This window comes from Herbiconiux ginsengi, from assembly GCF_900107435.1.
Lineage (GTDB): Bacteria > Actinomycetota > Actinomycetes > Actinomycetales > Microbacteriaceae > Herbiconiux > Herbiconiux ginsengi.
On sequence record NZ_FNPZ01000002.1, the window covers coordinates 89890 to 110050 of the forward strand.

A 20161-nucleotide genomic window follows, 5' to 3' on the forward strand; every position below is an offset into this window, starting at 1 on the left:
TGTTCGGGGGTGCTGGCTCTGCCAAACTGACCTCGAGACAGGGCACGGCGAGACGAAGGATGGTCATGGGTCTGTTCGGTAAATCGAAGAATGCGTTCGGCGGGCACGACATGGCGGCCCAGGCGGCCGCCGCGCAGGCGATGGCCGATCAGGCCCTGCGCGACGCGGGTTACAGCGACGGGGGTCCGGTCACGATGGCCAACGCCGGAGCGGTGGGCGCGCAGATGTCGGCCGATCACGACGTGCTGAACGCGTACGGCCAGGAGCTCAATCGCATCATCGCGATCGGCGCGCCCGGCTCATCCGTCATCCGCAGCGCGGTCGACACGGGGGAGCGCACCTCGGGCAACCCCTGGTACCAGCTCGAGATCGAGGTGACGCTGCCGGGCCAGGCGCCCTACACGGTCTCGAAGCGCGAGATGGTGCCGCCTCAGTTCCTCGCGAACTACGCCGAGGGCACCGCTCACACCGTGGCCGTCGATCCGGCGAACCCGCAGGCGATCGCCCTCACCAGCTGAGCGGGTGCGCTGATGGGTGTCTTCAACGACGTGTGGCGGCTCGTCAAAGCCGGCGCCGAGCAGACGGCGCGCACCGATTACGCCGAGAACCTGCGGCAGTCGGCCGACCTCGCCGAGCAGTTCGCCGGTGCAGACCCCAATGCGCCGATCGGCACCCACGGTGCCGCAGCGGCGAATCCGTTCGTGAACATGAGCATGTTCGCGTCGATGATCCAGGGCTCGGGCACCGTCGTCGCCCTGCACGACACCGGCGGCCGGATCGGTCTCGACACGATCTACGCGGTCGACCTCGACATCACGCTGCCGGGCGCCGAGCCGTACCGCACCGTCTACAAGACCGTGATCGCGCAGGCCGCGCTCCCGAATTGGCAGCCGGGTGCGATGTACCCGTTCCGGGTGAGCCCCACCGATCGTGACTCGGTGATGCTGGGCTGAGCTGCCGGCGTTCGCGCCCACGGCAGAATAGACCCATGAACCTCACCCGCCGATGGAAACCGTTCTGGCGCTGGGAGGCCTTTCTCTTCGCGATGGTGCTCGTTCTGGCGATCGCCGCGAGCTTCGTGACCCGCGCCGACTGGCCGGTGGTGGGCCCGATCCTCGGGATCGTGCTGCTCGTGCTCGCCGTCGTGATCGCGGTGCTGCTGTTGTTGCCGCTGTTCCACCGCAACGGCCGTGACAGCGAGAACACGCGCAAGAGTCTCGAGGGCGTCGAGCTGCTCGAGGTCGAACCGGAGAAGACGCTTCGGGTGGTCGAATCCGACCGGCGGCAGAACGCGATCGACGCGGCCCGCGCGAAGACCACCGGTCCGCTCTCTGCGGTGCTCACTCCGGATGCGAGTCGCTGGCTCGGCCGGGAACTGCGCGTGGCCGTCGATCTGATCGCGGGCGACGGCCAGATCTACCGCGCCGGCTTCGTGCCCCGCGAGGTCGACATCGAGCTGGGAACCGAGCTCCGAGCCCTCGCGGCACGCCGGGCGGCCATCGTCGTGCCCGTGACCATCACCGGATCGGGCCGGCCGTTCACGGTCGATTTCGGGCTCGGCCCCATCCCGGCCTGAGTGCCGGCTGCACACGCGGCGAGCGTTCCTCGGTTCCCGCGCCCCCGCCTGTTAGGATGGAGAGGTTGAGAGCAGGCTGGCAGGAAGCTGGTCCTCGGTGGTGGATTTCCGAATCGCGCGTTCCTGAAGAGCGTGGGCGTCGGAGGCCTTCTACTGGTGGCCAGCATGTGTTCATTCACAGCGTCGCCCTTCCACACACGTAACGGCACGTTTCGCCTGCCGTCATGCCTGCTCCCACGCGAGGAGTCGCACGCCCACACGGGGCCGCGACGCTAAACAAAGGAGACAGACCTCTTGGAAGGTCCTGAAATCAAATTCGCCGAAGCCGTTCTCGACAACGGCAAGTACGGCACCCGCACGGTTCGCTTCGAGACCGGCCGCCTCGCGCAGCAGGCCCAGGGCGCCGTCGCCGCTTACCTCGACGAAGAGACCATGCTTCTCTCCGCCACGAGCGTGAGCAAGCACCCGAAAGACAACTTCGACTTCTTCCCGCTGACGATCGACGTCGAAGAGCGTTCCTACGCCGCCGGCAAGATCCCCGGCTCGTTCTTCCGCCGCGAGGGCCGCCCCTCGACCGAGGCCATCCTGGTCTGCCGTCTGATCGACCGGCCGCTGCGTCCGTCGTTCGTCAACGGCCTCCGCAACGAGGTCCAGGTCGTCATCACCGTTCTGAGCATCGCTCCCGACGAGTTCTACGACTCGCTGGCGATCAACGCGGCATCCGCCTCGTCGCAGATCTCGGGCATCCCGTTCTCGGGCCCCATCGGCGGCGTGCGCCTCGCGCTCATGCCCGGCTACGGCACCGAGCCCGACCAGTGGATCGCATTCCCGAAGTACTCGCAGCTCGAGGAGGCCGTGTTCGACCTCGTCGTGGCCGGCCGGGTCGTCACCAACAAAGACGGCAGCCAGGATGTCGCGATCATGATGGTCGAGGCCGAGGCCACCGAGAACAGCTGGAACCTCATCAAGGGCGGCGCCACCAAGCCGAGCGAGTCGGTCGTGGCCGAGGGCCTCGAGGCCGCCAAGCCCTTCATCAAGCAGCTCGTCGAGGCTCAGGCCTCGATGGCTCAGCAGGCCAACAAGGCGGTGCAGGAGTACCCCGTGTTCCTGCCCTACACCCAGGCCGGTTACGACGCCGTCGCGGCTCTCGCCTACGACGAGCTGGTGGGCATCTACCAGATCGCCGACAAGATCGAGCGCCAGAACGCCGACGACGCGCTGAAAGACCGCGTCAAGGCCGCCATCGCTGCGAAGGTCGAAGCGGGCGAGCTCGACGCCGACATCCTGCCGACGGTCTCGGCCGCCTACAAGTCGGTCACCAAGGTGGTCGTGCGCGGTCGCATCCTGAAGGACGGCGTGCGCATCGACGGCCGTGGGCTCGCGGACATCCGCCCGCTCGACGCCGAGGTCGCGGTCATCCCGCGCGTGCACGGTTCGGCGATCTTCCAGCGCGGAGAGACCCAGATCCTGGGTGTCACCACGCTGAACATGCTCAAGATGGAGCAGCAGATCGACTCGCTGAGCCCGATCACGAAGAAGCGCTACCTGCACCACTACAACTTCCCGCCCTACTCGACCGGTGAGACCGGCCGCGTGGGTTCGCCGAAGCGTCGCGAGATCGGGCACGGCTTCCTGGCCGAGCGCGCCCTCGTGCCGGTGCTGCCTTCGCGCGAGGAGTTCCCGTACGCCATCCGTCAGGTGTCGGAGGCCCTCGGGTCGAACGGTTCCACCTCGATGGGTTCCGTCTGTGCCTCCACCCTGTCGCTCCTCAACGCCGGTGTGCCGCTGCGCGCCCCGGTCGCGGGCATCGCCATGGGCCTGGTGTCGGATGAGGTCGACGGCGAGACGCGCTACGCGGCTCTCACCGACATCCTCGGCGCCGAAGACGCTCTGGGCGACATGGACTTCAAGGTCGCCGGAACCAGCGAGTTCATCACCGCGATCCAGCTCGACACGAAGCTCGACGGCATCCCGACCTCGGTTCTGGACGGCGCTCTCAAGCAGGCCAAGGCCGCTCGCGACGCGATCCTCAACGTGATCAACGCCGCGATCGACGCGCCCGACGAGATGGCCCCGACCGCGCCCCGCGTGATCTCGGTGCAGATCCCCGTCGACAAGATCGGCGAGCTGATCGGCCCGAAGGGCAAGACGATCAACGCCATCCAAGACGAGACCGGCGCCGACATCTCGATCGAGGAAGACGGCACCGTGTACATCGGCGCCGTCGACGGTCCGTCGGCCGAGGCCGCGCGCCAGCAGGTCAACGCCATCGCGAACCCGCAGAACCCGGAGATCGGCGAGCAGTTCCTCGGAACCGTCGTCAAGCTCGCCACGTTCGGCGCGTTCATCTCCCTGCTCCCGGGCAAGGACGGCCTGCTGCACATCTCCGAGGTGCGCAAGCTCGCCGGTGGCAAGCGTGTCGAGAACGTCGAAGACGTGCTGGGCGTCGGCCAGAAGATCCTCGTGGAGATCACGAAGATCGACGACCGTGGAAAGCTGTCGCTCGCCCCGGTTCTCGCCGAGGCCGCCGACACCGAGGGCTCCGCTGCGCACAGCGAGGGCCCGGAGGCTCCCGCCGAAGGTTAGGTTCTACTCAGCTCCATCCGGATGCCCGTCCCACCACCCGTGGGGCGGGCATCCGTCGTTCTGGCCACGGGTACGGGGGTGCCGCCTCGCCCTTCCCGGGTCGTCGAGCGCGGCCCGCGGCTTGCCATCTCCTCCTCGCCTTCTTGGGAGGACGGGCGGGTAGGGTAGAGCGTGATGAACAGCGCCGTACCTCTCCCCTTGGACCTTCCGGAACTCTCGATCGGCACTGTCGCCGAAGGGTTGGTGCGGCGAACGATCCTGCCGAGCGGGGTGCGCATCCTCACCGAGCACATCCCGGGCAGCCGCAGTGCCACGATCGGCTACTGGGTGGCCGCCGGTTCGCGCGACGAGCTGGGCGCCGTCGCCGGCATCCCGTCGCGTTTCGGATCGACGCACTTCCTCGAACACCTGTTGTTCAAGGGCACGCCGAGCCGCACGGCGCTCGACATCGCGATCTCGTTCGACTCGGTCGGCGGCGAGCACAACGCCGTCACGGCCAAGGAGTACACCTGCTACTACGCGAAGGTGCGCGACGCCGACCTGCCGATGGCCGTCACGGTCATCGCCGACATGCTCACGTCGTCGCTGCTGGAGCACGGCGAGTTCGAGACGGAGCGCGGCGTCATCCTCGAAGAACTCGCGATGGCCGAAGACGACCCGTCGGATCTCGTGGGCGAGCGCCTGTTCGAGGCGGTGCTGGGCGAGCATCCGCTCGGCCGCCCGGTCGGCGGCACGCCCGAGACCATCCGCGCGGTCACCCGTGACGCGGTGTGGGAGCACTACGCGGCCTCGTACCGGCCCAATGACCTCGTCGTCTCCGCGGCCGGCGCCGTCGACCACGACGTGCTCGTGGCGGCCGTGACGGCGGCTCTGGACGCCTCGGGCTGGGATCTCTCCACCTCCGCCGATCCCCGCCCTCGCCGCTCCGTCGAACCCGCCGCGCTGGTCGCGGGCCGGCCGGTCAGCGTCGTCAACAAGCCCACCGAGCAGGCCAGCGTCATGGTCGGCATGCCCGGCCTCGTGGCCACCGACGAGCGCCGCACCACCATGGCGGTGTTGAACTCCGCGTTCGGCGGCGGGATGTCGTCGCGCCTCTTCCAGGAGGTGCGGGAGAAGCGCGGCCTGGCCTATTCGGTCTACTCCTACGCGCCGAGCTACTCGGATGCCGGTGTCTTCACCATGTACGCCGGGTGCACGCCCGAGCGCTCCGGCACCGTCAGCGAACTCTTGCTGAGCGAGCTGCACCGCCTGGCCGCCGACGGCATCACGGCCGACGAGCTCGACCGCGCCCACGGTCAGCTCTCCGGTTCGGCCGCGCTCGCGCTCGAAGACTCCGACACCCGGATGTCGCGCCTCGGCCGCTCCGAACTCACCATGGGCGAGTTCGTCGACCTCGACGAGAGCGTGCGGCGCCTGATGGCCGTGACGCGCGACGACGTGCAGGAGCTCGCGCAGGAGCTCGCGGCGCATCCGGTGAGCATCGCTGCGGTCGGTCCGGTCGACGACGACGCGTTCCGTCAGGTGGTGAGCACCTGATGGCGCACACGCTCTACCTCGTGCGGCACGGCGAGCAGCTCGACGCCGAGCACGGCGTCGACGACGGACCGCTCTCGCCCCGCGGCCAGCGCCAGGCGCGGCTCATCGCCGACCGCCTCGGCGGTGTGCCCTTCGACAACGTCTGGCACTCGCCGCTGCAGCGTGCCGAGCAGACGGCGCTCATCATGAGCGAGCACCTGCCGGCGCTCGACCCGAAGCCCAGCGCCCTGCTCTTCGACTGCGTGCCCACCGGATATTCGCCGCAGATGCCGCACACCTTCGAGCCCTTCTTCAACTCGGTCACGGAAGACGAGGTGGAGGCCGGCCGCGCCCAGATGTCGGATGCGGTGGCCGAGTTCTTGACGCCCTCCCGCGCCACCACCCACGACCTCCTGATCACGCACAACTTCGTGATCGCCTGGTTCGTGCGCGAGGCGATGGATGCGCCGGAGTGGCGCTGGGCCGGCCTCAACCAGGCGCACGCGGGTCTCACGATCATCCGCTACAAGGCGGGTCGCCTGCCCGAACTCGTTGCCTACAACGACCTCGGCCACCTGCCGGTGGAGCTCCGAACCGGCGTCAACGACCCCCAGCCGTACTAGCTCAGTTCAGCGTTTCCCTCTTGTCCCTTCGCCAAGTGTCGGGGAAACGAGAACGCAGGCCGCGGGCCGCGCTCGCTGACCCAGGGTGAGCGCGCGGCCGGAGGGCACGACCGCAGGCCGGGCTCTCCGACCGCACGCGAACATGTCGCCCGGCGCCGCAGCAGCGGCGGCGCCGGCAAAGAGCGCCCGACCGACCGAAGGCCGGCCGGGCGCGGGAAAGCGGCGAAGCGGTACCCCCTTTCCCATCCCCGAAACACTCAGAGCGGCTTGCAGTACCACCTTGTGGCGTTGGGGTTCCTGTTGTACGGGAGGATCTGCTCGTACCCGAGCCGCGCGTAGAGGCGGGCGGCACCATCGAGGGAGTCGTGGGTGTCGAGCACGAGTTCGGTGGCCCCGAAGGCGCGCGCCCGATGCTCCAGCTCGCTCATCAGCGCGCCGGCCCAGCCGCGGCCGCGCGCGGCGGGGGAGAGCCAGACGTGCTTGACCTCGAAGCGCACCACCCCCGCATCGGCGTCGGCGAGCATCCGGATGCCGCCGCAGCCCACCGGTGCTCCCTCGTCGTCGTCGACCACCAGGAAGACGCCGTTCACGCCGTCGAAGTCGACGGGCGACGGGTAGGACACCGTGTACGGGCCGTCATTCTGCGGAAAGGCCGCGGCGCGGAAGGCGAAGTAGTCGTCGAGCAGTGCTCGTTCGGGGCCGGCCGAGACGTCGCCGGGACGGATGCGCATGCCTCCAGCCTACGAGGACGCGGCGGGCGCGCGGGCGTCGCGGTCGGTGGCCCCGGGTAGATTGGTGGCTATGACTACGAAGGTTGCCGTCGTCGGCGCGACAGGGAAGTTGGGTCGGCTGATCTCCGGCCTCGTGGAGGAGTCGCCCGAGTTCGAACTCGTCGCGGCGCTGGATTCGCGGAGCACGCTCGACGACATGCTGGTGGCCGATCTGGTGGTCGACGTGACCATCCCCGGCGTCACCCAGAAGGTCGTCGAGTTCGCGGTGGCGAACGGCAAGAACGTGCTCATCGGCACCTCGGGCTGGTCGGCCGACCGGATCGCGGGCCTCCGCCGCAGCCTCGGCGACGAGCCCGCATCGGGCATCGTGGTCATCCCGAACTTCTCCCTCGGTTCGGTGCTGGCCACCTCGTTCGCGGCGATGGCGTCGCGCTACTTCGACTCGATCGAGATCATCGAGACGCACGCCTCCACCAAGGTCGACTCGCCTTCGGGCACCGCGGTGCGCACGGCCGAGCTGATGGGCGCGGCGCGAGCCGCCCTGGGCCCCGTCGCCGCTCCCCACACCGACCAGCGCGCGCGGGGACAGCAGGTGGCGAGCATCCCGATCCACAGCCTGCGTCTCAACGGCATCGTCGCCAAGCAGGACGTCGTGTTCGGCGGAACGGGCGAGGTGCTCACCATCACCCACGAGACCATCTCGCCGAGCGCCTACACGGCAGGAATCGGTGTGGCCCTCACCGCAGCGGCCACCGCGCGCGGCGTGATCGTGGGCCTCGACCAGCTGATCGGCCTCGGCGGGCAGGCAGGCTCGGCGGCCCAGGATGACGCCTCCGGGACTCCGGCCCCCACCGACCCCGACCCCGAGAACGTTTCCGGCCAGGCGGCGACCGCCACGAGCGTGCATCCGTGAAGAACCGCTTCGCCGCGCTGTTGATGGCGGTGCTCCTCGCCGTCTACATCGTGCTCGTCGGCGTACGCGCCGTGCAGTTCGTGCTGACGGGGGTGCCGATCGCCGTCGCGATCGGAGTGGTGCTCATCATCCTGCCGATCGTCGGGGCCTGGGCGCTGGTGCGCGAGCTGATGTTCGGACTGCGCACCCAGCAGCTGGTCGAGCAGCTCGAGCGCGAGGGGGAGTTGCCGGTCGACGACCTGCCGAAGAAGGCGAGCGGGCGGCCGCTGCGAGCGGCGGCCGACGAGGAGTTCCCGGTCTACCGCGACGCCGTCGAGGCCGACGACACCGACTGGCGCGCCTGGTTCCGCCTGGGCCTCGCCTACGACGCGAGTGGGGATCGCCGGAGAGCTCGTGGAGCCTTGCGTACCGCGATCGCTCTGGAGCGCGCGCAGCGCTGACTGTCGCGCGGCGGCTGGGGTGGTTCTGGGGGCGGGGTGGCTAGACCGCGGCCAGCGCCTTTTCGAGGGTTTCGTCTCGGAAGGTGAAGCCGTCGGCCGCGAGCATCTGACTGGAGACGTCCTGGTCGGACAGGAGCAGGTCTTTGCCGGCGTCGGCCAGCGCCGCCTTCAGCGCCCACGCGGGCGTCTTCAGCCAGTAGGGGCGGTGCAGCTGCTCGGCCAGTTCGCGCACCACGAGGCTCGCGGGAGCGGGTTCGGGACCGGTCAGATTCACCGGTCCGCTGAGCGACGAGTCGAGCAGGTGCCGGAGGGCGGCCGCCTCGTCGTGCAGGCTGATCCACGGCCAGGTCTGGTCGCCCGAGCCGAGCGGCCCTGCGAGACCGGCCTTGGCCATGAGCCGCAGCGGCTTCAGGGCGCCGCCGTTGGCGGCGACGACGAGCCCGGTGCGCGCCAGCACCACCCGGGTGCGGGCGGCGGCGGGTGCGGCGGCCCGCTCCCAGGCCTCCGCGACCTTGGCCAGGAAGCCGTCGCCCACGGGCGCGGTCTCGGTGAGCAGCTCGCCGGGCCGGTCGCCGTAGAATCCGACGGCCGAGCCGCTGACGAACACCTCGGGCGGCGATTCGGAGCGCAGGATCGCATCCGCCAGCGTCGACGTGGCCTGGAGGCGCGACTGCAGGATCTCCCGCTTGTACGACAGCGTCCAGGGCAGGCGTGCGATGGACGCGCCGGAGAGGTTCACCACGGCATCCGCGCCGTCGATGATGCCGGTCTTGATCCAGCGGGCCTCGGGATCCCACGTGCGTTCGGTCGGCGTGCGCGCCGGGCGGCGCACCAGGATGAGCACGGTGTGCCCGTCGGCGCGCAACTGGGCGGCGAGTTCGGTTCCGATGAACCCGGAACCACCGGCGATCAGCACGGTGCGCGGCCCGGTCATCGACACGTCCCCACTCCCGTGTGAGCTTCCGCCGCGACCACTACGCGAGGCTCGCTTCGAGGGTGATCGGGATGCCGGCCAGCGCCCGCGAGATCGGGCAGCCGGCTTTCGCCTCTTCGGCGATGCGCTGGAAGTCGGCTTCCGAGATGCCCGGAACGACGGCGCTCACGAGCAGGTGACTGCCCGTGACGCCCTCAGCGGGGTCGAAGGTGACGGCAGCGGTGGTCTGCAGCGATTCGGGAGTGGTGCCGAATCGGGTGAGCGCGTTCGCGAACGCCATCGAGAAGCAGGAGGCGTGCGCCGCGCCGAGCAGCTCCTCGGGCGTGGTGACGCTGTCGGCGCCCTCCGAGCGGGCCTTCCAGTTCACAGCGAAGGTGCCGGCCTCGGAGGTGTCGAGCGTGGTCGTTCCCGACCCGGTGAGGAGATCTCCTCGCCAAACGGTCGTGGACTCGCTGGTGACAGTCATGGGCATACCTCTCCGTCGGTGCTTCCAGACTATTCGGCTTTGCCCGGAATCGTCAGGCCCGAATCAGGTGCGGCGCGAAACCGGGCGTGCGCGCACCAGCAGCAGATAGAGCTGGCAGCCGATGCAGTATCCGAAGACCGAGTTGAGAAAGGCGGCGACGAAGGCGAGCGAGGCGAAGATCGTGATGGCATACGGAACCCCGAGAGCCCCCAGCACGAGACCGGCGAACGTGACGACGAAGCCGACGAATTGCGCGAAGGTCGGCGGCTTCGGATCTTCGAGTTCGGTCGGCGGGGCGAGTCGAGGGCGCACCAGCGTGCGGAACAGCCAGCCGAACGGGTGCCGCTTGACGCCCGCGGTGGCGCCCCAGAGGAAGAGCAGGCTGAGGGCGGCGAGCAGCAGGAAAGCGGGGGAGAGGATGCGCGCAGCCGGCTCGATCTGCGGATCGGTGGGATAGGCGAAGCTCAGCACGATGGTGACGAGCAGCAGCACGGCGGTGATGCCGGCGGTGAAGCGCGGCGCGCGGGGGTCGATCATGCGAATTCCTTCAATCGGGTCTCCACCACGGCCCGGCGCACCGCGCCGCCGATGCGCGTGCGCACCACGCCGTCGCGATCGAGGATGAGGGTGGTGGGGGTCTGCAGGATGGAGAAGTGGCGAACCAGGTCGGGCCGATTCGTGACGTCGACGTCGAGGTAGGAGACGCCGCTCGTGCTGGTGGAGATGTCGGAGAGCACACGGCGGGTGGAGGGGCAGCTCGAGCAGAACTCGGTGGAGAACTGCACCAGCGTGGCCCGCTCGCCGAACCGCGCGGGCGCATCGGGAGCGTCGAGGAGTGCGGGTGACACGGATGGCTGGGCCGCCACGGCACGAGCGGCGCCCTGCCGCGACCTCCACCCGAAGCCCACGAGGGTGCTGACACCCACGAGTGCGACGAGGAACGCGATGGCGAGGAGAGGGTTCATGGTGATCGCAGCGTAGGCCGAGGCCGACCCGATGCATCCGTTCATGACGAATATTACGAACCGCAGGGAAGCTAACCTGAACACGTGACTGCGATCGAATTCCGAAGCGATGTGACCGTCGAGCTCGTGCGCTCGAGTGCCCACGACTCCGACGTGCTGTTCGCGGCGCGCGTGTCGACGCAGGGCGAGCAGACCCTGGAGGCCGCCGAGACGGGGGCCGAGGCCGATCCGAAACGCGACCGCGGCCTGATCAACTACCTGATGCGCGACCGCCACGGATCGCCGTTCGAGCACAACTCGATGACCTTCTACGTGCAGGCGCCGATCTTCGTGTTCCGCGAGTTCATGCGGCACCGCATCGCCAGCTACAACGAGGAGTCGGGTCGCTACCGGCAGCTGCGCCCGGTGTTCTACGTGCCCGGGCCGTCGCGCAACCTCGTGCAGGTGGGCAAGCCCGGCGCCTACGACTTCCTGCCCGGCACGCCCGAGCAGACCGCGCTGGTGGCCGCGGAGGTGCAGGCCGCGAGCACGGCCGCCTTCGAGTCGTACGAACGGATGCTCGAGGCCGGCGTGGCCCGTGAGGTCGCCCGGATCGTGCTGCCCCTGAACATCTACTCCTCGATGTACGTCACGATGAACGCCCGGTCGCTGATGAACTTCCTGTCGCTGCGCACGAAGCGCGCCGACACGCACTTCCCGAGCTTTCCGCAGCGCGAGATCGAGATGTGCGCCGAGAAGATGGAGGAGATCTGGGCGGAGCTGATGCCGCTGACGAGCGCGGCGTTCGACGCGAACGGGCGGGTGGCGCCGTAGGGGTACCGCTTCGCCGATTCCCGCGATGCGCGGCCTGCGGTCGCGCGTCGCTCGTTGCCGGCGCCGCCGCTTCTGCGGCGCCGGGCGACATGTTCGCGTGAGGTCGCTGACGCGGCCTCGCGCTCACCCTGGGTCGTCGAGTACGGCCTGTTGCGTTCGGTCTCGCGCTCGACTCCGCGGCCGCGGGGTCTCTCCGGGTCGTGCGGGAGGGGGCTGTGGCGTTTGGTGTTGTGTTCGACTTCTGGAGCGAGCACCGCGTCGTGATAACCTGATCTCGTGTTCTACGGTTTGCTCCTTCTTAGCTGCCGCGACGAGTCCTAGTTTCAGGCCTCCCTCGTCGCGGAGTTTGCTGTTGGCTGACCACCACTCTTGACGAAGGAACGCACCGATGAAGAACAATCAGGCCGCATCGGCCATGCCGATCCACAAGTATCGGCCCTATCACGAGCAGATCGCCGTCGACCTGCCTGACCGCACCTGGCCCGCCAAGCGCATCGAGGTCGCACCGCGCTGGTGCGCCGTCGACCTGCGCGACGGCAACCAGGCGCTCATCGACCCGATGAGCCCCGAGCGCAAGCGCATCATGTTCGACCTGCTGGTACGCATGGGCTACAAGGAGATCGAGGTCGGCTTCCCGAGCGCCTCGCAGACCGACTTCGATTTCGTGCGATCGCTGATCGAGGAGAACGCGATCCCGGACGACGTCACCATCCAGGTGCTGACCCAGGCGCGTGAGCACCTCATCCGTCGCACCTACGAGTCGATCGCGGGCGCCAAGCAGGCGATCGTGCACCTCTACAACTCCACGAGCATCCTGCAGCGCGACGTGGTGTTCCGCACCGATCGACAGGGCATCGTCGACATCGCCCTGGAGGGTGCACGCCTGTGCCGGGAGCTCGAGAAGACGATCCCCGAGACCACCGTGTACTACGAGTACTCGCCCGAGAGTTACACCGGCACCGAGCTGGAGTTCGCGGCCGACATCTGCAACCAGGTGCTGGCGATCTTCGAGCCCACCCCCGAGCGCAAGGTCATCATCAACCTGCCCTCGACGGTCGAGATGGCCACGCCGAACGTCTATGCCGACTCCATCGAGTGGATGGGCCGGCACCTGAACCACCGCGAGAACGTGATCATCTCGCTGCACCCGCACAACGACCGCGGAACTGCCGTGGCTGCGGCCGAACTGGGCTACCTGGCCGGAGCCGATCGCATCGAGGGATGCCTGTTCGGCAACGGCGAGCGAACCGGCAACGTCGACCTGGTGGCACTCGGCATCAACCTGTTCACGCAGGGCATCGACCCGCAGATCGACTTCAGCGACCTCGACGAGGTGCGCCGCACCGCAGAGTACTGCAACCAGCTGAAGGTGCACGAGCGCAGCCCCTGGGCCGGCGACCTCGTCTACACGGCCTTCAGCGGATCGCACCAGGATGCGATCAAGAAGGGCTTCGAAGCGATGGAGGCCGACGCGGCCCTCCAGGGCAAGAGCGTCGACGAGCTGGTCTGGGCCGTACCCTACCTGCCCATCGACCCCAAAGACTTGGGCCGCTCCTACGAGGCGGTCATCCGCGTCAACTCGCAGTCGGGCAAGGGCGGCGTCGCCTACCTGCTGAAGACCGACCACGCGCTCGACCTGCCGCGGAAGCTCCAGATCGAGTTCTCCGGCGTCGTGCAGGCGAAGACGGATGCCGAGGGCGGCGAGGTCACGAGCGACGAGATCTGGTCGATCTTCAACGACGAGTACCTGCCCGCGCCGGCCGATCGTGCCGAGGACAAGTGGGGCCGCTTCGAACTCACGCGCACGCGGACGGCGAGCGACCTGAGCGGGTCGGTCTCGCTCGAGGTCGAGCTGCGGGTGGGTGAGGACGTGATCGAGACGAGCGCCACCGGCAATGGTCCGATCGCGGCGTTCCTCAACGTGATGAGCGAGCAGGGCATCGAGATCAAGCTCTACGACTACGTCGAGCACGCGCTGAGCGCCTCGGGCGACGCGCTGGCAGCGGCTTACGTGGAGCTGCAGGTCGATGGCACGCGCCTGTGGGGCGTCGGTATCGATGCCGACATCTCGACGGCGAGCCTCAAGGCCGTGGTGAGCGCGGTGAACCGCGCCATCCGCGTGCGCGACGCCGACCGCGAGCTCGCCGCCGTCTGACCCGCGCCGCCGGGTAGCGCGAAGTGCGACTTCTGGTCGCCTCATGTCGCACTTCGCGCTACCTGGCATCGGTCGCGAGACCGCTAGAGTGAGCCCATGTTCTGGCATGCCTTGGGGGAGGTGCTTCCTCTCGCTTTCGCGGTGATCATCTCGCCCATGCCGCTGGTGGCCGTGATCACGCTGCTGCTCGGCCCGCGGGGCCGGCGCAACGCCGTCGCCTTCACGGTCGCCTTCGTGGTGGCGTTCTTCGCCCTCACACTGGCCCTTTCTTCCGGATCGAAGGGCACCACGCAGAACGATTCGTTCTTCGCGACGGTGTTCCACCTCGTGATCGGCTTCGCGTTCGCCGCGCTCTTCTTCTACCTCGCCTTCCGGAGCTGGCAGAAGCGGCCGAAGAAGGATGCCGCGCCCGTCGAGCCGAAATGGCTCGCCGCCATGGACTCCTTCGGTGTGGTCAAGTCGGCCGGTCTCGGTGCGCTGCTCGGCGTCGCGAACATCAAGAACGTGCCGATCGCCATCGCGGCCGGTTCGGTCATCGGATCGGTGGACCTGGCCTGGTCGCTGGTGTTCCTCTGCACTGCCGTGTTCGCGGTCGTCGCCGGTCTCGGGCTGATCCTGCTCACCATCGTCGGAGGCTCGACGTCGCCGCGCATCGCGGGCGGACTCGCCTCGGCCAAGGCCGGCCTGATCCGCCACAACAACGTGATCCTCGCCGTGCTCTTCGTCTTGCTCGGCGCTCTGCAACTCGGGCGGGCGTTCGAGGCCTTCTGATCCGGGTCGACTCCGGGTCGCTCGGCTCTCCGTCGGTGGCGCGGGGGATACTTGACAGGTGCCCGTTTACCGAGATGAAGCCGTCGTGCTGCGCACCCACAAGCTGGGTGAGGCCGATCGCATCGTCACGCTGCTCACCCGGCAGCACGGCAAGGTGCGGGCCGTGGCCCGCGGAGTGCGGCGCACCGCCTCGAAGTTCGGCGCGCGGCTCGAGCCCTTCATGGTGGCCGACGTGCAGTTCTACGAGGGGCGAACCCTCGACACCATCACCCAGGCGGTGACGATCGGGTCGTACGGCGCCGAGATCACGGCCGACTACGCCAGTTACACCGCGGCGAGCGCGATGGTGGAGACGGCGGACAAGCTCACCGAGGAGGAGCCCTCGCTGCAGCAGTACCTGCTGCTCGTCGGCGCCCTGCGCTCGCTGGCGCGCGGCGAGCACGGACCCACGCTCACCCTCGACTCCTACCTCCTGCGTGCGCTCTCGATGGCCGGCTGGGCGCCGAGCTTCCACGACTGCGCGGTGACGGGCGAAGCCGGGCCGCATTCGGCCTTCGTCGTGCAGCTCGGCGGCGTGGTGAGCGACGAGGTGGCACCACCCGGCACCCCGCGCCTCGATCCCGGCACCCTGGGCCTGCTCGGCGCCCTGCTCACGGGCGATTGGGCCACGGCCGACGCCTCGGAACCCGGCACCCGTTCTCGAGCGAGCGGTATCGTGGCGGCGTACACCCAATGGCACCTGGAACGCGGGCTCCGATCGCTCGAGCACGTCGAACGGTCGCAGACGAAGAAGGTCCAACCCACGTGAGTCCCGTTCGCAAGACCTCCCCGCTGGCGGAGCCCTTCCGGCCCCTGGACTGGACGGGGCTCCAGCCGCCCGAGGTGCCTGCCGCCGCGGTGCCGAAGCACGTGGCGATCGTGATGGACGGCAACGGCCGCTGGGCCAACCAGCGCGGCCTCACCCGTATCGAGGGGCACCGAGCGGGTGAAGCGGCGCTGCTCGACGTGGTGGCCGGCGCCATCCAGATCGGCGTGAAGCACGTCTCGGTCTACGCGTTCTCCACCGAGAACTGGAAGCGCTCGCCCGAAGAGGTGCGCTTCCTCATGGGGTTCAACCGGGAGGTGCTGCACCGCCGCCGCGACCAGCTGAACGAGTGGGGGGTGCGCATCCGCTGGGCCGGCCGCAAGCCGCGACTGTGGGCATCCGTCATCAAGGAGCTGCAATTCGCCGAGCGGCTCACTGCGGCGAACTCGACGCTGACGCTCACCATGTGCGTCAACTACGGCGGCCGCAACGAGATCACGGATGCGGTGCGGTCGATCGCCGACGACGTGGCGGCGGGGCGCATCCGTCCGTCCGCGGTGTCGGAGAAGCTCATACAGAAGCGCCTCTACGTGCCCGAGCTGCCCGACGTCGACCTGTTCGTGCGGTCGTCGGGGGAGCAGCGCACGTCGAACTTCCTGCCCTGGCAGTCGGCCTACGCCGAGATGGTGTTCCTCGACCGGCTCTGGCCCGACTTCACACGGGTCGACCTGTGGCAGGCGATCGAGCGCTACGCCGGCCGCAACCGGCGGTTCGGCGGGGCGGTGGATGCGCCGCGGGCGGCCGGTGACGACCTCGACGACGACATCGGCGAATGAACGCGCGCATCGCGGAATGAGATCGCGAATGCGCGGGTTGGCTTCTGTGTGAGTGACGCCATCAAGATCGACATCTGGTCCGACATCGCCTGCCCCTGGTGCTACATCGGCAAACGCAAGCTCGAGTACGGCATCGCCGAGTACGAGGGCGACGAGGGTGCCGTGCCCGTCGAGATCGAATACCACAGCTTCGAGCTCTCGCCTGACACGCCCGTGGACTTCCACGGATCGCACGAGGAGTTCCTCGCCACGAAGGGCTTCCCGCCGGAGCAGATCGGGCCGATGCTCGAGCGCGTCACCGGCATCGCCGCGTCTGTGGGGCTCGACTACGACTACGGCAACCTCAAGCACGCCAACACCGTGCTCGCCCACCAGCTCATCCATTACGCCAAGGCGCGCGGAATGCAGCTCGAGGCGAAGGAGCGTCTCCTGAAGGCCTACTTCGTCGACGGCCGGCAGGTCGGCACGATCGACGGCCTGGCCGACCTCGCCGTGGAGCTCGGGTTCGACCGCGACGACGTGGTGCGCTCGCTCAGCAGCGACGAGTACCTCGCCGACGTGCGGGCCGACCAGCAGACCGCGATCGCCTACGGCATCCAGGGCGTGCCGTTCTTCGTCGTCGACGGCAAGTACGGCGTCTCGGGCGCGCAAGATCCGGCGACCTTCGCGCAGGTGCTGCGCCAGGTGACCGACGAGAAGACAGAGGTCGGCGCATGACCCCCGATGCCGCAGACGAGGTCGAGCCGAACCCCCAGCCCGTGCAGATCCTGCCCCGGATGCCCCTGACGCTCACACTCATCGGCGATGCGGGCGCCGCCTGCGAGGGCGACGCCTGCGCGATCTGACCCCGCGCAATCGTGTCGACCCGTCAGTTGGTGCCGCTATGAACGTCGGATAGCGGCATCAACTGACGGGTCGATGTCAGTCTCGGGGCGGGAGCGGGTCGGAGATGTCGGCGACCACCGCGTCCAGGCCCGTGGCCAAGGCGTCGGCGTCGACGAACGCGCTGTGACCGTGCGCTCCGGCGCCCATCGCCACACGCTTGCCGGTGAAGGAAGCGTCGAGGTAGACCGGCCAGGCGGTGCTCGAACCGAGCGGGGTGATCGTGCCGCGCTCGTAGCCCGTGGCCTCCAGCGCGACATCCTGATGCGGCATCGAGAGTTTGTTGACTCCCACCAGGGTGCGCAGCTTCGGCCAGCTGATCTGGCGGTCGCCCGGGATGAGGGCGAACAGGAAGTCGCCGTCATGGCGCTTCACGACGAGACTCTTCATGATGTCGCCGGGCGCGAGGCCGAGCAGCGCCGCGGCGCCTTCCAGCGAGTCGGCGGCCGGCCGCTCCACGATCTCCACCGGGATGCCCCGGGCCTCGGCGTCCTGCTGCACTCGGTCGATGCCGTTCTGGTTGTTCACAATCCGGTTCAACCGCCCGGTTGTCCACAGGATTCCCGTTCCCGACACACCCCCGGCGCCAGTCTGGGAGAATTGACCACGATGTCCACTCCAACACTCACTGCTCCCGCGCTCGACGGCGTCGGCGACCCGTCGACCGCGCTCGACGAGAAGCTCGCCATCGGGCCCATCCGGCTCGACGTGCCGGTCGTGCTCGCGCCCATGGCGGGCATCACGAACACCGCGTTCCGGCGGCTCTGCCGCGAATTCGGCGCGGGGCTCTACGTCAGCGAGATGATCACGAGCCGTGCGCTGGTCGAGCGCACGCCCGAGACGATGCGGCTCATCGCGCACCACCCCTCCGAGACGCCGCGCTCCATCCAGCTCTACGGGGTCGATCCGGCCACCATGGCGCAGGCCGCGCGCATCCTCGTCGAAGAAGACCGCACCGACCACATCGACATGAACTTCGGCTGCCCGGTGCCCAAGGTCACGCGCAAGGGCGGGGGAGCGGCACTGCCCTGGAAGCTCGATCTCTTCCGCGAGATCGTGGAGTCGGTGGTGGATGCGGCGGGAGACATCCCGGTCACCGTCAAGATGCGCAAGGGCATCGACACCGATCACCTCACCTACCTCGAGGCGGCCCGCGCCGCCGAAGGCGCCGGGGTGAAGGCCATCGCCCTGCACGCGCGCACCGCTGCCGACTTCTACAGCGGGCAGGCCGACTGGTCGGCCATCGCGCGGCTCAAAGAGACCATCACGAGCATCCCGGTGCTCGGCAACGGCGACATCTGGTCGGGCGAAGACGCGCTTCGCATGGTCGACGAGACCGGATGCGACGGGGTCGTCGTCGGCCGGGGATGTCTCGGGCGGCCGTGGCTCTTCGGCGACCTCGCGGCGGCGTTCCGGGTGCGGGCCGGCGAGCTCACGGCCGAGGATGCCGAGGCCCTGCGGGCGGCGCCCTCGCTCGGAGACGTGGCGCGCACACTGCGTCGGCACACCGAGCTGCTGGTGGAGTTCTTCGGCGACGAAGACCGCGCCTGCCGCGACATCCGCAAGCACATCGCGTGGTATCTGAAGGGCTACCCCGCGGGCCACGAGGTGCGCGCGGCGCTCAGCACGGTCACGAGCCTTACGCAGATGGACGAGATCCTCGCCACCCTCGACTGGTCGGAGCCCTACCCGGGCGCCGACGCCGAGGGCCCGCGCGGCCGGGCCGGCAGCCCGAAGAACCCGGCACTGCCGGAGGGCTGGCTGCAGTCGCGTTCGCTCGAGCAGGCCGGGCGGGTCGATCTCGCCGAGGCAGAACTGAGTCACAGTGGTGGCTGAGCCCCTGCACAACCTGTCGACCGCCACGCCCACGAAGGGCTACTCCGAGGCCGACGCCGAGCGATTCCGGCCCGAGGAGCACTACACCCGCCGCAGCGACTTCGCGCGCGATCGGGCGCGCATCCTGCACTCCTCGTCGCTGCGCCGACTGGCAGCCAAGACCCAGGTGCTGAGCCCGGCCGTGGTGGCCGACTTCGCGCGCAACCGCCTCACCCACTCGCTCGAGGTGGCACAGGTGGGTCGTGAACTCGCGAACAGCCTCGACCTCGATCCCGACGTGGTCGACAGCGCGTGCCTCGCGCACGACCTCGGCCATCCGCCGTTCGGCCACAACGGCGAGCGGGCGCTCAACGACTGGGCTCGCGACATCGGGGGGTTCGAGGGCAACGCACAGAGCCTGCGCATCCTCACGCGGCTCGAGCCGAAGGTCTTCGACGACGAGGGGCGCAGTGTCGGGCTGAACCTCACGCGGGCGAGCCTCGACGCGAGCTGCAAATACCCCTGGACGGTCTCCGACCCGGTCCCGGACGCCAGCGGTCGGCTGAAATACGGCGTCTACGACGACGACGCGCCGGTGTTCGACTGGCTCCGCCGGGGCGCTCCGGCGCGCAAACTCTGCGTCGAGGCGCAGGTGATGGACCTGTCCGACGACATCGCCTACTCGGTGCACGACTTCGAAGACGCGGTGCTGAACGGCTACATCGACGTCTCGGTGCTCGGGGCGCGCGCCGACCACTCGGCGCTCATCCGCAGCATCCACTCCCGCGCCGGCGGGGCGTTCAGTCTCGACGACCTCACCGAGGCCTTCGAACGCCTCGACTCCCTCCAGGTCTGGCTCTCGGAATGGAACGACTCGCGGCAGGCGCACGCGAAGCTGAAGAACCTCACCAGCCAACTCATCGGGCGATTCGCGGGCGCGGCCACGCGGGCCACCCGGGAGTCGTTCCCGGCCACCAGCATCACGCGCTACGGCGCCGACGTGGTGGTGCCGCCCTGGGTCGAGGCCGAGATCGCCACGCTGAAGGGCATCGTGTCGGTGTTCGTGATGAGCAACGACGCTCGGCAGCCCATCTACTCGAAGCAGCGCATTCTGCTGCTCGAACTGGCCGACGCCCTCTGGGAATCCGACGGCCGGGCGCTCGACACGGCGTTCGCCGACGACTGGCGCCGCGCCGCCGGGGACGCCGAGCGCAAGCGCATCGTGGTCGACCAGGTGGCGAGCCTCACCGACCAGACCGCCGAGGCCTGGCACGCCCGGTTGGTCGAAGTCCACGCCTCCGGCCTCCGTGTCGGTAGCCGGAACGTATCCTAGAG

General features: G+C 68.9%; 23 protein-coding genes. 17 read left to right on the forward strand and 6 right to left on the reverse strand.

Translation table 11 applies throughout. The features are described 5' to 3' along the window. Nucleotides 1-65: 65 nt before the first annotated feature. The 6 genes from BLW00_RS08690 to BLW00_RS08715 all read left to right on the forward strand — a co-directional run bounded on the left by BLW00_RS08690 (nucleotide 66) and on the right by BLW00_RS08715 (nucleotide 6300). Complete coding sequence (locus tag BLW00_RS08690; RefSeq protein ID WP_092552435.1) at nucleotides 66-518, forward strand: hypothetical protein; 453 nt, start codon at nucleotides 66-68, stop codon at nucleotides 516-518. 12 nt (nucleotides 519-530) lie between these two features. After that, complete coding sequence (locus BLW00_RS08695) at nucleotides 531-953, forward strand: hypothetical protein (RefSeq protein ID WP_092552438.1); 423 nt, start codon at nucleotides 531-533, stop codon at nucleotides 951-953. Nucleotides 954-988: 35 nt separating this feature from the next. Next, nucleotides 989-1576 (forward strand): hypothetical protein, encoded by a 588-nt coding sequence (locus tag BLW00_RS08700; RefSeq protein ID WP_092552441.1) that lies wholly within the window; start codon nucleotides 989-991, stop codon nucleotides 1574-1576. 294 nt (nucleotides 1577-1870) lie between these two features. Beyond that, complete coding sequence (locus BLW00_RS08705; RefSeq protein WP_092552444.1) at nucleotides 1871-4162, forward strand: polyribonucleotide nucleotidyltransferase; 2292 nt, start codon at nucleotides 1871-1873, stop codon at nucleotides 4160-4162. Between the two features lie 174 nt (nucleotides 4163-4336). Beyond that, on the forward strand, nucleotides 4337-5698 hold the full coding sequence (locus BLW00_RS08710) for a M16 family metallopeptidase (RefSeq protein WP_092552447.1): 1362 nt from the start codon (nucleotides 4337-4339) through the stop codon (nucleotides 5696-5698). Further along, nucleotides 5698-6300 (forward strand): histidine phosphatase family protein, encoded by a 603-nt coding sequence (locus BLW00_RS08715; RefSeq protein WP_092552450.1) that lies wholly within the window; start codon nucleotides 5698-5700, stop codon nucleotides 6298-6300. Before BLW00_RS08710 ends, BLW00_RS08715 begins: the two co-directional genes overlap by 1 nt. A gap of 257 nt (nucleotides 6301-6557) precedes the next feature. Here the strand turns inward: BLW00_RS08715 and BLW00_RS08720 are convergent, their stop codons facing one another. Then, on the reverse strand, nucleotides 6558-7031 hold the full coding sequence (locus BLW00_RS08720) for a GNAT family N-acetyltransferase (protein WP_092552453.1): 474 nt from the start codon (nucleotides 7029-7031) through the stop codon (nucleotides 6558-6560). A 70-nt stretch (nucleotides 7032-7101) separates the two neighbouring features. Here BLW00_RS08720 and dapB point away from each other — a divergent pair, with 70 nt between their 5' ends. Both dapB and BLW00_RS08730 read left to right on the forward strand, forming a co-directional pair. Next, entirely contained in the window at nucleotides 7102-7944 is an 843-nt protein-coding gene (dapB, locus tag BLW00_RS08725) for a 4-hydroxy-tetrahydrodipicolinate reductase (RefSeq protein WP_092552456.1), read from the forward strand. Then, nucleotides 7941-8384, forward strand: coding sequence for a tetratricopeptide repeat protein (locus BLW00_RS08730; RefSeq protein WP_407650961.1), 444 nt, complete (start codon nucleotides 7941-7943; stop codon nucleotides 8382-8384). The genes dapB and BLW00_RS08730 overlap by 4 nt, the downstream gene beginning before the upstream one ends. Nucleotides 8385-8424: 40 nt before the next feature. Here the strand turns inward: BLW00_RS08730 and BLW00_RS08735 are convergent, their stop codons facing one another. From BLW00_RS08735 to BLW00_RS08750, 4 genes are all read right to left on the reverse strand, one after another. Continuing rightward, nucleotides 8425-9318, reverse strand: a complete 894-nt coding sequence (locus tag BLW00_RS08735; RefSeq protein ID WP_092552459.1) for a TIGR01777 family oxidoreductase — start codon at nucleotides 9316-9318, stop codon at nucleotides 8425-8427. 40 nt (nucleotides 9319-9358) lie between these two features. After that, on the reverse strand, nucleotides 9359-9784 hold the full coding sequence (locus BLW00_RS08740; RefSeq protein ID WP_092552462.1) for an OsmC family peroxiredoxin: 426 nt from the start codon (nucleotides 9782-9784) through the stop codon (nucleotides 9359-9361). Between the two features lie 63 nt (nucleotides 9785-9847). Next, nucleotides 9848-10321, reverse strand: a complete 474-nt coding sequence (locus BLW00_RS08745) for a DUF4395 domain-containing protein (protein WP_175494206.1) — start codon at nucleotides 10319-10321, stop codon at nucleotides 9848-9850. Further along, a complete protein-coding gene (locus BLW00_RS08750; protein WP_092554606.1) occupies nucleotides 10318-10749 on the reverse strand; it encodes a thioredoxin family protein in 432 nt (143 codons plus the stop codon). Before BLW00_RS08750 ends, BLW00_RS08745 begins: the two co-directional genes overlap by 4 nt. Before the next feature lie 84 nt (nucleotides 10750-10833). Here BLW00_RS08750 and thyX point away from each other — a divergent pair, with 84 nt between their 5' ends. From thyX to BLW00_RS24240, 7 genes are all read left to right on the forward strand, one after another. Further along, nucleotides 10834-11562, forward strand: coding sequence for an FAD-dependent thymidylate synthase (gene thyX, locus BLW00_RS08755; protein WP_092552465.1), 729 nt, complete (start codon nucleotides 10834-10836; stop codon nucleotides 11560-11562). A 388-nt stretch (nucleotides 11563-11950) separates the two neighbouring features. Further along, the gene (gene leuA, locus BLW00_RS08760; protein ID WP_092552467.1) at nucleotides 11951-13717 is read left to right on the forward strand and encodes a 2-isopropylmalate synthase; all 1767 of its coding nucleotides are present in this window, start codon (nucleotides 11951-11953) and stop codon (nucleotides 13715-13717) included. Between the two features lie 96 nt (nucleotides 13718-13813). Beyond that, on the forward strand, nucleotides 13814-14488 hold the full coding sequence (locus BLW00_RS08765; RefSeq protein ID WP_092552470.1) for a GAP family protein: 675 nt from the start codon (nucleotides 13814-13816) through the stop codon (nucleotides 14486-14488). 58 nt (nucleotides 14489-14546) lie between these two features. Beyond that, on the forward strand, nucleotides 14547-15296 hold the full coding sequence (gene recO / locus BLW00_RS08770) for a DNA repair protein RecO (protein ID WP_092552473.1): 750 nt from the start codon (nucleotides 14547-14549) through the stop codon (nucleotides 15294-15296). Continuing rightward, on the forward strand, nucleotides 15293-16129 hold the full coding sequence (locus tag BLW00_RS08775; RefSeq protein WP_245741476.1) for an isoprenyl transferase: 837 nt from the start codon (nucleotides 15293-15295) through the stop codon (nucleotides 16127-16129). Before recO ends, BLW00_RS08775 begins: the two co-directional genes overlap by 4 nt. A 48-nt stretch (nucleotides 16130-16177) precedes the next feature. Then, entirely contained in the window at nucleotides 16178-16846 is a 669-nt protein-coding gene (locus tag BLW00_RS08780; protein ID WP_092552478.1) for a DsbA family oxidoreductase, read from the forward strand. After that, nucleotides 16843-16974, forward strand: a complete 132-nt coding sequence (locus tag BLW00_RS24240; protein WP_281242399.1) for a hypothetical protein — start codon at nucleotides 16843-16845, stop codon at nucleotides 16972-16974. The genes BLW00_RS08780 and BLW00_RS24240 overlap by 4 nt, the downstream gene beginning before the upstream one ends. Nucleotides 16975-17050: 76 nt before the next feature. On the opposite strand, the gene BLW00_RS08785 is transcribed toward BLW00_RS24240, so the two are convergent. Further along, entirely contained in the window at nucleotides 17051-17539 is a 489-nt protein-coding gene (locus tag BLW00_RS08785; protein ID WP_245741478.1) for an aminoacyl-tRNA deacylase, read from the reverse strand. A gap of 81 nt (nucleotides 17540-17620) precedes the next feature. Here BLW00_RS08785 and dusB point away from each other — a divergent pair, with 81 nt between their 5' ends. Together dusB and BLW00_RS08795 are read left to right on the forward strand one after the other, a co-directional pair. Then, on the forward strand, nucleotides 17621-18847 hold the full coding sequence (dusB, locus tag BLW00_RS08790; RefSeq protein ID WP_092552484.1) for a tRNA dihydrouridine synthase DusB: 1227 nt from the start codon (nucleotides 17621-17623) through the stop codon (nucleotides 18845-18847). Then, nucleotides 18837-20159, forward strand: coding sequence for a deoxyguanosinetriphosphate triphosphohydrolase (locus BLW00_RS08795; RefSeq protein ID WP_092552487.1), 1323 nt, complete (start codon nucleotides 18837-18839; stop codon nucleotides 20157-20159). The genes dusB and BLW00_RS08795 overlap by 11 nt, the downstream gene beginning before the upstream one ends. Nucleotides 20160-20161: the final 2 nt, after the last annotated feature.